11 protein-coding genes and 1 pseudogene are annotated in these 14239 nt (G+C 66.1%); all 12 read left to right on the top strand.

Annotation, left to right across the window (positions count from 1 at the left end):
- Nucleotides 1-32: 32 nt before the first annotated feature.
- The 12 genes and pseudogenes from uvrA to secG all read left to right on the top strand — a co-directional run bounded on the left by uvrA (nt 33) and on the right by secG (nt 14092).
- Nucleotides 33-2958: pseudogene (gene uvrA / locus ABIE00_RS11090) on the top strand (excinuclease ABC subunit UvrA).
- A gap of 105 nt (nt 2959-3063) precedes the next feature.
- On the top strand, nt 3064-3780 hold the full coding sequence (locus ABIE00_RS11085; RefSeq protein WP_354260173.1) for an HAD hydrolase-like protein: 717 nt from the start codon (nt 3064-3066) through the stop codon (nt 3778-3780).
- Nucleotides 3767-4435, top strand: a complete 669-nt coding sequence (locus ABIE00_RS11080) for a lysophospholipid acyltransferase family protein (protein ID WP_331571340.1) — start codon at nt 3767-3769, stop codon at nt 4433-4435. Before ABIE00_RS11085 ends, ABIE00_RS11080 begins: the two co-directional genes overlap by 14 nt.
- A gap of 53 nt (nt 4436-4488) precedes the next feature.
- Nucleotides 4489-6561 carry an excinuclease ABC subunit UvrC gene (uvrC, locus tag ABIE00_RS11075; protein ID WP_354260171.1) on the top strand — a complete coding sequence of 691 codons (2073 nt, stop codon included), beginning with the start codon at nt 4489-4491 and terminating at the stop codon, nt 6559-6561.
- Nucleotides 6562-6683: 122 nt separating this feature from the next.
- Nucleotides 6684-7607, top strand: a complete 924-nt coding sequence (gene rapZ, locus ABIE00_RS11070; RefSeq protein WP_331571336.1) for an RNase adapter RapZ — start codon at nt 6684-6686, stop codon at nt 7605-7607.
- Complete coding sequence (locus tag ABIE00_RS11065) at nt 7607-8620, top strand: gluconeogenesis factor YvcK family protein (protein ID WP_354260169.1); 1014 nt, start codon at nt 7607-7609, stop codon at nt 8618-8620. The genes rapZ and ABIE00_RS11065 overlap by 1 nt, the downstream gene beginning before the upstream one ends.
- Before the next feature lie 10 nt (nt 8621-8630).
- Nucleotides 8631-9611 carry a DNA-binding protein WhiA gene (whiA, locus tag ABIE00_RS11060; RefSeq protein ID WP_003805560.1) on the top strand — a complete coding sequence of 327 codons (981 nt, stop codon included), beginning with the start codon at nt 8631-8633 and terminating at the stop codon, nt 9609-9611.
- A 133-nt stretch (nt 9612-9744) separates the two neighbouring features.
- Entirely contained in the window at nt 9745-10368 is a 624-nt protein-coding gene (locus ABIE00_RS11055; RefSeq protein WP_003805561.1) for a superoxide dismutase, read from the top strand.
- Nucleotides 10369-10628: 260 nt separating this feature from the next.
- Complete coding sequence (gene gap / locus ABIE00_RS11050; protein WP_003805562.1) at nt 10629-11639, top strand: type I glyceraldehyde-3-phosphate dehydrogenase; 1011 nt, start codon at nt 10629-10631, stop codon at nt 11637-11639.
- A gap of 10 nt (nt 11640-11649) precedes the next feature.
- Entirely contained in the window at nt 11650-12876 is a 1227-nt protein-coding gene (locus ABIE00_RS11045) for a phosphoglycerate kinase (protein ID WP_354260166.1), read from the top strand.
- A gap of 95 nt (nt 12877-12971) precedes the next feature.
- Complete coding sequence (gene tpiA, locus ABIE00_RS11040; protein WP_354260164.1) at nt 12972-13787, top strand: triose-phosphate isomerase; 816 nt, start codon at nt 12972-12974, stop codon at nt 13785-13787.
- A 47-nt stretch (nt 13788-13834) separates the two neighbouring features.
- Complete coding sequence (gene secG / locus ABIE00_RS11035) at nt 13835-14092, top strand: preprotein translocase subunit SecG (RefSeq protein ID WP_306923517.1); 258 nt, start codon at nt 13835-13837, stop codon at nt 14090-14092.
- Nucleotides 14093-14239 lie beyond the last annotated feature (147 nt).

Below are 14239 nucleotides of genomic sequence, written 5' to 3'. Positions count from 1 at the left end.
TATTCGAAGAAGTTTTCGACTAGCATTAGTGGGTGCCTAAAGCCGTAGCTGAAGAAACCGCTGTTGCCCCCTCCGCCGTCGTCCCCCTGAGCCCCGCCAAACCGGCGCGCCCGGACCTGTCCCGGCTGGTGGTCAAGGGCGCCCGCGAGCACAACCTCCGCAACGTCGACCTCGACCTGCCGCGCGACGCCATGATCGTCTTCACGGGGTTGTCCGGCTCCGGAAAGTCGTCCCTGGCCTTCGACACCATCTTCGCCGAAGGCCAGCGCCGCTACGTCGAATCGCTCTCCGCCTACGCCAGGCAGTTCCTGGGGCAGGTGGACAAGCCCGACGTCGACTTCATCGAGGGCCTGTCGCCCGCGGTCTCGATCGACCAGAAGTCCACCAGCAAGAACCCCCGTTCCACCGTGGGGACCATCACGGAAATCTACGACTACATGCGTCTGCTGTGGGCGCGCGTGGGCCGTCCGCACTGTCCCGTCTGCGGCGAACCGGTCATCAAGCAGACCCCGCAGCAGATCGTGGACCAGCTGCTCGAGCTGGAGGACGGCACCCGTTTCCAGATCCTCGCGCCGGTGGTGCGCGGGCGCAAGGGTGAATTCGTCGACCTCTTCAAGGAGCTGACGGCGAAGGGCTATTCCCGCGCCCGGGTGGACGGCGACCTGGTCCAGCTGAGCGATCCGCCCAAGCTGGGCAAGCAGTTCAAGCACACCATCGAGGTGGTGGTGGACCGGCTCGTGGTCAAGGAAGGCATCCGGCAGCGGCTGACTGACTCCATCGAGACGGCGCTCGGCCTCGCCGAGGGGCGCGTCCTGGCTGACTTCGTCGACCTCGAGTCCGACGACCCCCACCGTACCCGTGCCTTCTCGGAAAACCTTGCCTGCCCCAACGAGCACCCGCTGGCCATCGACGAAATCGAGCCCCGGTCCTTCTCGTTCAACAACCCGTTCGGTGCCTGCTCGGCGTGCAGCGGCATCGGCACCCGGCTGGAAGTCGATGAGGAACTGATCATTCCCAACCCGGAGCTGGCACTGGAGGACGGAGCCATCGCGCCGTGGTCCCTCGGCACCGCCACCACCGAGTACTGGAACCGGCTGCTTGCCGGGCTCGCCAAGGAGCTCGGGTTCTCCATGACCACGCCGTGGCAGGACCTCCCGTCAAACATCCGGCAGACTGTCCTGCACGGCAAGGACCACAAGGTCGTGGTGCAGTACCGCAACCGGTTCGGCCGGGAGCGGAAGTACAGCACCGGCTTCGAAGGCGTGGTGCAGTACGTGCACCGCAAGCACACCGAAACCGAGTCTGACTACGCCCGGGACCGCTACGAGGAATACATGCGGCAGATTCCCTGCGCCGCCTGCGACGGCGCGCGGCTGAACCCGGCGTCGCTCTCGGTTCTCATCAATGGCAAGTCCATTGCCGACGTCGCGCGTCTCCCCATGCGGGAATGCGCAGCATTCCTGGACAACCTCGTGCTGACCGGCCGTGAGGCGCAGATCGCCCATCAGGTCCTCAAGGAGATCCAGGCCCGCCTGACCTTCCTGCTGGACGTCGGCCTGGAGTACCTGAACCTGGAACGCCCCTCCGGCACCCTTTCCGGCGGCGAAGCCCAACGCATCAGGCTGGCCACCCAGATCGGCTCGGGGCTCGTGGGTGTCCTCTATGTCCTGGACGAGCCCTCCATCGGGCTGCACCAGCGGGACAACCGGCGCCTCATCGAGACCCTGACCAGGCTGCGGGACCTGGGCAACACGCTCATCGTGGTCGAACACGACGAGGACACCATCCACGAGGCCGACTGGATCGTGGACATCGGCCCGGGAGCCGGCGAGCACGGCGGGCAGGTGGTCCATTCCGGGTCCTACAAGGAACTCCTGGCGAACACGGAGTCCCTCACCGGCGACTACCTCTCCGGCAGGAAGAGCATCGACGTCCCCAAAGAAGCGGCGCAAATACGACAAGAAGCGCGAACTGAAGGTGGTCGGCGCCCGCGAGAACAACCTCGTCAACGTTGATGCCGCTTTCCCGCTGGGACTGTTCACCGCGGTGACCGGCGTCAGCGGCTCCGGCAAGTCCACCCTGGTCAACGAGATCCTGTACAAGGTACTGGCCAACAAGCTCAACGGCGCCAAGCAGGTGGCCGGCCGCCACCGCACCATCCAGGGCCTCGAACACCTGGACAAGGTGGTGCACGTGGACCAGAGCCCGATCGGCCGCACGCCGCGCTCCAACCCGGCCACGTATACGGGCGTGTTCGACCACATCCGGAAGCTCTTCGCGGAGACCACGGAGGCCAAGGTCCGCGGTTACCTCCCAGGACGTTTCTCCTTCAACGTTAAGGGCGGCCGCTGTGAAGCCTGCTCCGGTGACGGCACGCTCAAGATCGAGATGAACTTCCTGCCGGACGTCTACGTGCCGTGCGAGGTCTGCCACGGTGCGCGGTACAACCGCGAGACCCTCGAGGTGCACTACAAGGGCAAGACCATCGCCGACGTGCTGAACATGCCCATCGAGGAGGGTGCCGAGTTCTTCGCCGCATTCTCCCCGATTGCACGCCACCTCAAGACACTCGTGGACGTCGGCCTCGGCTACGTCCGGCTCGGCCAGCCCGCCACCACGCTGTCCGGCGGCGAGGCGCAGCGCGTCAAGCTCGCGGCCGAACTCCAGAAGCGGTCCAACGGGCGCAGCGTCTACGTCCTGGACGAGCCCACCACCGGGCTGCACTTCGAGGACATCCGGAAGCTGCTCATGGTGCTGCAGGGACTCGTGGAGAAGGGCAACACCGTCATCACCATCGAGCACAACCTCGACGTCATCAAGAGCGCCGACTGGATCGTGGACCTCGGCCCCGACGGCGGCTCCGGCGGCGGACGCATCGTCGCCACCGGCACCCCCGAGCAAGTCTCCAAGTCCTCGGAAAGCCACACGGCGAAGTTCCTCGCCGAGATCCTCGGCTAGGAGCCCCCGCCAGTACGGCGGACAAAAACTCCACATAAGTGGCGGAAGTATTCCTCCGACGGCATACGAGTTTGAGCAGGCGTGCCATCGTGAGAAACTAAGCCGGTGACTTCAACAACAGTGCCCGTGATCTTCGACTTGGACGGCACTCTTGTCGATCCGGCCGGTGGAATAACGGACGGCATAGCCACCGCCCTTCGGGAACATGGCCTCCCCGTCCCCAGCCAGGAGCTCCTCGATGCGATGGTGGGACCCAAGCTGAGCGATTCCCTGCTGAAGGTCGCGGCTGTACCCCCGGCCATGCTGGAGGCGGTCATCCGCACCTACCGGATGCATTACCTCGACGTTGGCATCGCCCAAAGCCGCCTGTACCCGGGCATCGTCGAGCTGCTGGACGAGTACGTGGAGGCGGGGCGGCCCGTGGCGGTTGCGACGCAAAAGCCGGAAGCCCTTGCCCACATTGTTCTTGAGCACCACAAGATCGCCCGCCAGTTCCTCGCCATCAGGGGGTCAGCCGCAGACGAGGCCGCGGCCGCCGCCGGTCCGGTCGGAAAGGCCGGCATCATTGCCGCGGCCATGACGGCCCTCGGTACGCAGCACGCCATGATGGTGGGAGACCGTGCCCAGGATGTGGCCGGTGCCCTGGCCAACGGTCTCGACTGCATCGGAGTCAGTTGGGGCTTCGCGCCCGACGGCGAGCTGGAGGCGGCCGGGGCCGTGGCGGTGGTGGATGACGCCGACGGCCTCCGCAACAAGGTGGACGAGCTGGAAAGCGTCCGTTCCACGGCCCTGAGCGAGGTGCGCAACGATGGAGCTGTTTGACGGCGTCCGCTGGACCACGCGGACCCTCATCTCCGGCAGTTGCCGGCCGACCGTTATCGGACTGGAGAATGTGCCCAAGAGCGGGCCGTTCATTGTGGCGCCCAACCACCTCTCCTTTCTGGACAGCGTGATCGTCCAGGCGCTCATGCCCCGGCCCGTCGCGTTCTTTGCCAAGGCGGAGTACTTCACCACCAAGGGCTTCAAGGGCCGCGTGATGAAGTCCTTCTTCACCGCCGTGGGCTCCATTCCGGTCGAGCGCGGCGAGCAGGCCGCGAGCGTGCAGGCCCTCAAGACACTCCTGGACATCCTCGAGGACGGCAGGGGAATCGGCATCTACCCGGAGGGCACCCGCTCCCGCGACGGAATCCTGTACCGCGGCCGGACCGGCGTCGGCTGGCTGGCCCTCACCACGGGTGCGCCGGTGATTCCGGTGGGACTGATCGGCACCGAGAAGCTGCAGCCCGCGGGCCGCAACGCCGTTAAGCCCCAGCACTTCACCATGAAGGTGGGGGAGCCGATCTACTTCGACAAGACCGGCCCGGACCATTCGCTTCCCGCCCGGCGCCAGGTGACCGACAAGATCATGGACGCCATCGCCGAGCTCAGCGGCCAGCAGCGCTCCACGAGCTACAACCAGAGCAAGGTCATCGAGTAGACCGGCTGTCCGCGGCGGCAATCCGCATCCCCTCAGCTCAGTAGACTGGAAACGTGGCAGATCCATCGAGTTATCGACCCCAGACGGGTGAAATTCCAACCAATCCGGGTGTTTACAGGTTCAGGGATCCCCATGGGCGGGTCATTTACGTCGGCAAGGCCAAGAACCTCCGGTCGCGCCTGAACTCGTACTTCGCGAACCCCGCGGGGCTGCTGCCCAAGACCCACGCCATGGTGTACGCGGCCAGCAGCGTCGAGTGGACCGTGGTGGGCAGCGAGCTGGAATCCTTGCAGCTGGAATACACCTGGATCAAGGAATTCAAGCCGCGGTTCAACGTGGTTTTCCGGGACGACAAGACCTACCCGTACCTTGCCGTCACCATGGGCGAGAAGCTGCCCCGCGTGCAGGTCATGCGCGGCGAGCGGCGGAAGGGCACCCGGTACTTCGGGCCCTATACGGCCGGTGCCATCCGGGAAACCATGGACACCCTGCTGCGCGTCTTCCCCGTGCGCAGCTGCAGCCCCGGCGTGCTAAAGCGTGCCCAGGCCAGCGGCCGGCCCTGCCTGCTGGGCTACATCGACAAATGCTCGGCGCCCTGCGTCGGCCGGGTCACCCCCGAGGAACACCGCGCCCTCGCCGAGGACTTCTGCGCCTTCATGGGAGGCGAGGCGAAGCGCTTCATTTCGCGGCTCGAAAAGGAGATGGGCGCTGCCGTCGCCGTCCTTGACTACGAACGCGCCGCCCGGCTGCGCGACGACATCACCGCCCTCCGGAAGGTCTTCGAGCGGAACGCCGTGGTGCTCGCCGAGGACACCGACGCCGACGTTTTCGCCCTGCACGAGGACGAGCTCGAAGCGGCCGTCCAGGTGTTCCACGTCCGGGGCGGACGGGTCCGCGGCCAGCGAGGCTGGGTGGTCGAAAAGGTGGAGGACTTCACCACTCCCGACCTCGTCGAGCACCTCCTCCAGCAGGTCTACGGCGAGGACGCCGAGGTCCAGGGCAGGCTTCCCCGTGAGGTCCTCGTTCCTGTCGAGCCGAGCAACGCGCAGGACCTCGCCGTCTGGCTCGCCGGCATCCGCGGGACCAAGGTGGACATCCGCGTGCCGCAGCGCGGCGACAAAGCCGCCCTCATGTCCACGGTCCGCGAGAACGCCGAGCACGCGCTCCGGCTGCACAAGACCCGCCGGGCCGGTGACCTGACCGTCCGCTCGCAGGCGCTCCAGGAACTGCAGGAGGCACTGGAACTACCCGTCCCGCTGCTGCGCATCGAATGCTACGACGTCTCACATGTCCAGGGCACCAACGTGGTGGCCTCCATGGTGGTGGTGGAGGACGGGCTGCCGAAGAAGTCGGACTACCGGAAGTTCTCCATCACCGGGGCTGCGGCAACGGACGATACCGCCGCGATGCACGACGTCCTGACCCGCCGCTTCCGCCACTACCTCGTGGACAAGACAGCCCAGGTCGAGGCCGCCGAACTCGTCGCGACGCCGGCGGCCGGCGCCAACGCGGCGGCCGCCAACGGAACCAACGGGACCAACGGGACCAACAAGGCGGCCGTCGCCGCCCTCGACGCCGCACTGTCCGACACCACCACGCCCGCACCGCGCGCAAAATTCGCGTACCCGCCCAACCTCGTGGTGGTGGACGGCGGCAAGCCCCAGGTCAACGCGGCCGCCCGGGCCCTCGAATCGCTGGGCATCGACGACGTCTACGTGGTCGGGCTCGCCAAGCGCCTCGAGGAAGTGTGGCTGCCGGACAGCGACTTCCCGGTCATCCTGCCCCGCTCCTCCCAGGGCCTCTACATGCTGCAGCGCATCCGTGACGAGGCCCACCGTTTCGCCATCTCGTTCCACCGGCAAAAGCGCGGCAAGGCGATGACCGTCTCTGCCCTCGACGGCGTGCCCGGCCTGGGCGATTCCAAGCGGAAGGCGCTGCTCACCCACTTTGGCTCCGTCAAGAAGATCAAGGCGGCATCGGCGGAGGAACTGACGGCTGCCAAGGGGGTCGGGCCGGCGCTGGCCGCTGCCATCGTCACGCACTTCAGTCCGGGCGGAGCCGGCGGCGACACGGGGGACGCCGTTCCGGCGATCAACATGACCACGGGTGAAGTGCTCGAAACTTAGCCCGCGCCCGGAAACTTGGTTAGGGTAAGTACGGGAAATCGGCGTGTGCCGCAAACACTAGCAAACGGCTACCGGGCGGTAATTGCGCGCGGGTAGCAGCAGCAGGAATGAGGCTGGAATCAATGGCAGAGTCGACGGCGGAGTCCAGCACGGAAGAGGACGGCCTGACACCGGTCAAGCCCGCCGAAGCGGAACTGCTTATCGTGACCGGAATGTCCGGCGCAGGCCGCAGCACCGCGTCCGATGCCCTGGAGGACCACGGCTGGTACGTCGTCGAGAACCTGCCGCCGCAGATGCTCGGAACGCTCGCCGAACTCGTGTCCCACGCCCCGCAGTCCATCCCCAAGCTTGCCGTGGTGATGGACGTCCGCAGCAAGGCGCTCTTCGCCGACATCCGGGCGGCGCTGCGGGCGCTCGAAGCCAGCGGCGTCACGTTCCGGGTGCTGTTCCTTGACGCCAGCGACGACGTCCTGGTCCGCCGTTTCGAACAGGGCCGGCGCCCGCACCCGCTCCAGGCCGGCGGCAGGATCCTGGACGGCATCGCCGCGGAGCGTGAACTCCTCAAGGAACTGCGCGACTCCTCCGACCTCGTCCTGGACACCTCGTCCCTGAACGTGCACGGGCTCGCCACCGCGATCACCGAACTGTTCACCGACACCGGACCCATCGCGATCCGCCTGAACATCATGAGCTTCGGCTTCAAGTACGGCCTGCCCGTGGACGCCAACTACGTGGCCGACGTCAGGTTCATCCCGAACCCGCACTGGGTGCCCGCGCTGCGGCCGCACACCGGCCTGGACCAGGACGTCAGCGAGTACGTCCTCGGAGCCGAGGGCGTGCCGAACTTCGTGGAGCGCTATGTCCTCGCGCTTGAGCCTGTCCTGGAGGGCTATCGGCGGGAGAACAAGCACTACGCCACCATCGCCGTCGGATGCACAGGCGGAAAGCACCGCTCGGTTGCGGTCGCCATGGAGCTGTCCAAACGGCTCGCGCAGTATCCCCGGGTTACCGTGACCACGACGCACCGGGACCTGGGCCGCGAGTAATGGGTGTTCTAACCGGCCCGCTGCCCCTGATTCCGCCGGCCGGCCTGACCGGTTCCCAACAGGCCAAGGGGCCCACCGTCGTCGCGCTCGGCGGCGGCCACGGCCTTTCGGCCTCCCTCTCCGCACTGCGCCTGCTGACGTCGGAACTGACAGCGGTGGTCACCGTGGCGGACGACGGCGGGTCCTCCGGCCGCCTCCGGGAGGAGTACGGCGTCCTTCCGCCCGGTGACCTGCGGATGGCGCTGTCCGCCCTGTGCGATGACACCGACTGGGGCCGCACCTGGCGCGACGTCATGCAGCACCGCTTCCGGTCCGCCCGCGGCGGCGCCTCCCTGGATGAACACGCCATGGGGAACCTGCTGATCGTTACCCTCTGGGAACTGCTCGGCGACGCCGTGGCCGGCCTGAAATGGGCCGGCGCCCTGCTCGGCGCCCGGGGACAGGTGCTGCCCATGTCCACCGTTCCGCTCACCATCGAGGGCGACGTCCGCGTGACGGCACCGGACGGCACCAGCACTGTCACCACCATCACGGGCCAAGCCCGCTGCGCGGTCGCGGGTTCGCTGGAGAGCGTCCGGCTGCTTCCCGAGCAGGCTCCCGCCTGCGTTGAGGCCCTGACCGCCGTCGAGCTTGCCGACTGGGTGGTGCTGGGTCCCGGCTCCTGGTACACGTCCGTGCTCCCGCACCTGCTGCTGCCGGAAATGCGGCAGGCGCTCTGCGACACGCCTGCGAAGCGCTGCCTCACCATGAACCTCGCCATGGACACCAAGGAAACGTCAGGCATGTCCGCCGCCGACCACCTTCACGTCCTGCGTGACTACGCGCCGGAGTTCAGCGCCGATGTGGTACTCGCGGACCCGGCGTCGGTTTCAGACCTGGCCGAGTTTAAGCGGGCAGCGGGGATGATCGGCGCCGAGGTTGTCTTGGGTAGAGTAGGGGCTTCGGGCCGGCGACCGGTCCACGACCCCTTGCGGCTGGCCACGGCCTACCAGGATATTTTCGGGAACAGTTAGGAAAGGTGCCATGGCACTGACAGCATCAGTCAAGGAAGAACTCTCCCGCCTGGACATTAAGAAATCATCAGTCCGCAAGGCTGAGGTCTCGGCCATGCTCCGCTTCGCCGGAGGACTGCACATCATCTCGGGCCGGATCGTCATCGAGGCCGAGGTGGACCTCGCCTCCACCGCCCGGCGCCTGCGCGCCGCAATCGCTGAGGTCTACGGGCACCAGAGCGAGATCATCGTCGTCTCCGGCAGCGGCCTGCGCCGCGGCAGCCGGTACGTGGTCCGCGTGGTCCGCGACGGCGAGGCGCTGGCCCGGCAGACCGGCCTCCTTGACGGCCGGGGACGGCCCGTGCGCGGGCTGCCGTCCGTCGTCGTAAATGGCTCGGCCGCCGACGCCGAAGCGGTGTGGCGCGGCGCCTTCCTGGCCCACGGTTCCCTCACCGAGCCCGGCCGGTCCTCGTCCATGGAGGTCACCTGCCCCGGCCCGGAATCGGCCCTCGCACTGGTCGGCGCGGCGCGCCGGCTCGGCATTCAGGCCAAGGCCAGGGAAGTCAGGGGAGTGGACCGCGTGGTGATCCGCGACGGCGATACCATCGCCGCGCTGCTCACCCGGATGGGCGCCCACGACGCCCTCATGGTCTGGGAGGAACGGCGCATGCGCAAGGAGGTCCGGGCGACGGCGAACCGGCTCGCCAACTTTGACGACGCCAACCTCCGCCGCTCGGCGCAGGCTGCCGTCGCGGCCGGCGCACGGGTTGACCGGGCCCTTGAGATCCTCGGCGACGACGTCCCGGACCACCTCAAGTACGCCGGTGAACTCCGGGTGGCCCACAAGCAGGCCAGCCTCGACGAACTCGGCCGGCTTGCCGATCCACCCATGACCAAGGACGCCATCGCCGGGCGCATCCGCCGGCTGCTGGCAATGGCGGACAAACGCGCCTCCGATCTTGGCATCCCGGGTACGGATGCCAATGTGACGCCGGAAATGCTGGACGAGTAAACGGCGCCCATAGAATCAAGACCAGGTGGCGGCTGTTGCCGCCATCGTAGTTTTCCGGATGACCCGTCGTCCGGGATGCACAATCCGAGAGTTAGCACAACCGGACAAACTGTCCACGACATTGGAGGATTTTGTGACCGAGTACGTTCTGCCCGAACTCAGCTACGACTACGCAGCGCTCGAGCCCCACATCTCTGCACGGATCATGGAGCTGCACCACAGCAAGCACCACGCCGCGTACGTGACGGGCGCCAACAACGCGCTGGCCCAGCTGGCCGAGGCGCGCGAAAAGGGCGACTTCGCCAACATCAACCGGCTTTCCAAGGACCTGGCCTTCCACACCGGCGGCCACATCAACCACTCCGTGTTCTGGAACAACCTCTCCCCGGACGGAGGCGACAAGCCCGAAGGTGAGCTCGCCGCAGCCATCGACGACGCCTTCGGCTCGTTCGACGCCTTCCGTGCCCAGTTCTCCGCAGCCGCCCTCGGCCTGCAGGGATCGGGCTGGGGCTTCCTGGCCTATGAGCCCATCGGCGGCAACCTCGTCATCGAGCAGCTCTACGACCAGCAGGGCAACGTCGCATTGGGCACCACCCCGCTGCTGATGCTGGACATGTGGGAGCACGCCTTCTACCTGGACTACGTCAACGTCAAGGCCGACTACGTCAAGGCGTTCTGGAACATCGTGAACTGGGCTGACGTGTCCGCCCGTTTTGCCGCCGCGCGCGCCAATGCGACGGGCCTCATCACCCTCTAAGTGTGATTTGGCGAACATAAAGCAGTAACAAACTTCACATTCGGCGACTTTAGGGCCGAATTCTGGACGGTCTGCCCCCGCACTTGCGGGGGCAGACCTACTTAAACGTAAGATGGATCACGGAAGGCGGTTAGCCTTCAGCAATGAGGCTGGTCGCCCTCCGATCTGAAAAATATCTCTGCCCAATGGCGTGCGGGATCTGTTAGTTGGCTTCAACGCCCGCTTACTAGTTGTGCTTCCAAGGCACAAAGGAGACTAAAGTGACGACCCGTATTGGTATCAACGGCTTCGGCCGCATCGGCCGCAACTACTTCCGCGCAGCGCTTGCCCAGGGCGCGGATCTTGAGATCGTAGCCGTCAACGACCTCACCAGCCCCGAGGCGCTGGCACACCTGCTCAAGTACGATTCCGTGGGCGGACGCCTGGCCGAAACCATTGAGGTCAAGGAAGGCAACCTCGTCGTCAACGGCAACGCCATCAAGGTCCTGGCCGAGCGCGACCCCGCCAACCTCCCTTGGAAGGACCTGGGCGTTGACATCGTCATCGAGTCCACCGGCTTTTTCACCAAGGCTGCTGCGGCCAAGAAGCACATCGAAGCCGGCGCCAAGAAGGTCCTGATCTCCGCCCCCGCCTCGGACGAGGACATCACCATCGTGATGGGCGTCAACGACGGCCTCTACGACCCCGAGAACCACCACATCATCTCCAACGCTTCCTGCACCACCAACTGCCTCGGACCGCTGGCCAAGGTTGTCAACGATGCCTTCGGCATCGAGCGTGGCCTGATGACCACCGTGCACGCCTACACCGCAGACCAAAACCTGCAGGACGGCCCGCACAACGACCTCCGCCGTGCCCGCGCCGCCGCCATCAACATGGTTCCCACCTCCACGGGTGCGGCCAAGGCCATCGGCCTGGTCCTGCCGGAGCTCAAGGGCAAGCTGGACGGCTACGCCATCCGCGTTCCGGTCCCCACCGGCTCCGCCACCGACCTCACCGTGACGGTCTCCCGCGAGACCACCGTCGAGGAAGTCAACGCCACGCTCAAGAAGGCCGCAGAGTCGGACGAGTGGCAGGGCATCCTGACCTACACCGACGCCCCGATCGTCTCCTCGGACATCGTCGGCGACCCCGCCTCGTCCATCTTTGACTCCGGTTTGACCAAGGTCATTGGCAACCAGGTCAAGGTTGTTTCCTGGTATGACAACGAATGGGGCTACTCCAACCGCCTCGTGGACCTGACGGAGCTTGTAGCGGCCAAGCTGGGCTAGGGTTAGCTACATGACATCTCACACCCTCAACGAACTGATCGCTGAAGGTGTCCGCGGGCGGTACATTCTGGTTCGAAGTGACCTGAATGTGCCGCTCGACGGCTCTACAGTGACTGACGACGGCCGCATCCGGGCCTCACTGCCAGTACTGGGAAAGCTCACGGACGCCGGTGCCCGCGTGCTGGTAACAGCCCACCTCGGCCGCCCCAAGGGCGCCCCCGAAGACAAGTACTCGCTCAAGCCGGCGGTGGCCCGCCTGGCCGAGCTGGCTTCCTTCCCTGTCTCCCTCGCGGAGGACACGGTAGGACCCTCGGCCAAGGAGAAGGCGGCTGCGCTGCAGGACGGCCAGGTCCTGGTCCTCGAGAACGTGCGGTTCGACGCGCGCGAGACCAGCAAGGACGGGGCCGAGCGCGGCGCGTTCGCTGACGAACTGGTAGGACTCACCGGTGACAACGGCGCCTTCGTGAACGACGCCTTCGGCGCCGTGCACCGCAAGCACGCCAGCGTTTACGACGTCGCCACCCGGCTCCCGTCGTACCTCGGCGACCTTGTGGGCACCGAGGTGGAAGTCCTCCGCAAGCTGACCGCAGACACCCAGCGTCCCTACGTTGTGGTCCTCGGCGGTTCGAAGGTTTCTGACAAGCTCGCGGTCATCGACAACCTGCTCGGCAAGGCTGACACCATCCTGGTGGGCGGCGGCATGCTGTTCACGTTCCTGGCAGCCGAGGGTCACAAGGTGGCCGGAAGCCTGCTGGAAGAGGACCAGATCCCGGTCGTCCAGGACTACCTCAAGCGCGCAGCCGACGCCGGCACGGAGTTCGTTATCCCAACGGACGTCGTGGTGGCAGCCAAGTTCGCCGCCGACGCCGACCACGAGACGGTCAGCGCCGACGCCATCGAAGGCAGCAGCTTCGGGGCGCAGGGCATCGGCCTGGACATCGGACCCGAGTCCGCCCGGGCGTTTGCCGAGCAGATCAAGGGCGCCAAGACCGTGTTCTGGAACGGCCCCATGGGCGTCTTCGAGTTCGAGGCATTTTCCGCAGGCACCCGGGCCATCGCCCAGGCGCTGACGGAGACCGACGCGTTCACCGTCGTCGGCGGCGGCGACTCCGCCGCTGCCGTCCGCACGCTCGGCTTCGCCGATGACCAGTTCGGACACATTTCCACCGGCGGCGGCGCCAGCCTGGAATACCTTGAAGGCAAGGAACTTCCCGGCCTGAGCGTTCTGGACCGCTAAAGACACACCAGCCGGCAGGGCACCTTCCGCACCGCGGAGGCGCCCTGCCGGCTGTTCACATGATCAGCAGATTGACCGGCACTATTGGAGAACACGTGACTACGTCAACCAACGGCACCTTTGACCGTACGCCTTTGATCGCAGGCAACTGGAAGATGAACATGGACCACGTCCAGGGCATCACCCTCCTGCAGAAGCTGGCCTGGACACTGTCCGACGCCAAGCACGACTACAGCCGTGTGGAAGCCGCCGTCTTCCCGCCCTTCACCGACCTCCGGGGTGTGCAGACCCTCGTCCAGGGCGACGAACTGGACATCGTCTACGGCGGCCAGGACCTGTCGCAGTTCGATTCCGGCGCCTACACCGGGGACATTTCCGGCCAGTTCCTGAACAAGCTCGGCTGCAAGTACGTCCTCGTCGGCCACAGCGAACGCCGGACCATCCATGCTGAATCTGACAAAGTCCTGAACGCCAAGGTCAAGGCTGCCTACCGCCACAACCTCATCCCCGTGCTCTGCGTCGGGGAAGGCCTGGAGATCCGCCAGGCGGGCACACACGTCCAGCACACACTGGACCAGCTCCGCGCCGACGTCGAAGGCCTCACCCCCGAGCAGGCGGCCGAACTCGTCGTCGCCTATGAGCCTGTCTGGGCCATCGGCACCGGTGAGGTTGCGGGCCCGGAGGACGCCCAGGAGATGTGCGCCGCGATCCGTGCCGAGCTCACCGAGCTGTTCGACGCTGACGTGGCCGCCAAGGTCCGCCTGCTGTACGGCGGTTCGGTCAAGGCCAGCAACGCTGCCGCCATCCTCAAAGAGCGCGACGTCGACGGCGTGCTGGTGGGCGGTGCCAGCCTTGATCCCGCTGAGTTTGCTAATATTGTCAAGTTCGAGAGCCACCTCGTAACGGACTAGTCCGGTACCGGCACGCTCCCGCATCCACCAACTTTGGAAAGGCCGTCGTGGACGTTCTTCATGTGATTCTGCAGATCCTGCTGGGCATTACCAGCCTTCTGCTGACCCTGCTCATCCTGCTCCACAAGGGGCGCGGCGGCGGCCTGTCGGACATGTTCGGCGGCGGCATGAGCTCGGGGCTGGCCTCCTCAGGCGTTGCTGAGCGCAATCTGAACAGGTTCACCATCATCCTCGGCGTCACCTGGGGCGTCGTGATTATCGCGCTCGGCCTGCTGATGCGCTTCACGGGTGTGGCTGACTCCTAAGGCTGACGCAGCCGTTTAGTACGACGAGCCCGGCCCGGTCAGGATCTGTTCCTGATTGGGCCGGGCTTTTCCGTGCCGCCAAGGGAAGCACGCACTGATATGTAGATCCGGTTGTCAAGAGGCATATGGATGAGCGGCCTCCTGGGC

Source organism: Arthrobacter sp. OAP107 (genome assembly GCF_040546765.1).
In the GTDB taxonomy this organism is placed as follows: domain Bacteria; phylum Actinomycetota; class Actinomycetes; order Actinomycetales; family Micrococcaceae; genus Arthrobacter.
Note: the sequence above shows the minus strand (reverse complement) of the source record. Positions and strands in the feature narration are given on the sequence as shown.

Coding starts and splice junctions, on each gene's coding strand:
- ABIE00_RS11080 (WP_331571340.1), top strand. CDS start 3,767: ATGGAGCTGTTTGACGGCGTCCGCTGGACCACGCGGACCCTCATCTCC.
- rapZ (WP_331571336.1), top strand. CDS start 6,684: ATGGCAGAGTCGACGGCGGAGTCCAGCACGGAAGAGGACGGCCTGACA.
- ABIE00_RS11065 (WP_354260169.1), top strand. CDS start 7,607: ATGGGTGTTCTAACCGGCCCGCTGCCCCTGATTCCGCCGGCCGGCCTG.
- whiA (WP_003805560.1), top strand. CDS start 8,631: ATGGCACTGACAGCATCAGTCAAGGAAGAACTCTCCCGCCTGGACATT.
- ABIE00_RS11045 (WP_354260166.1), top strand. CDS start 11,650: ATGACATCTCACACCCTCAACGAACTGATCGCTGAAGGTGTCCGCGGG.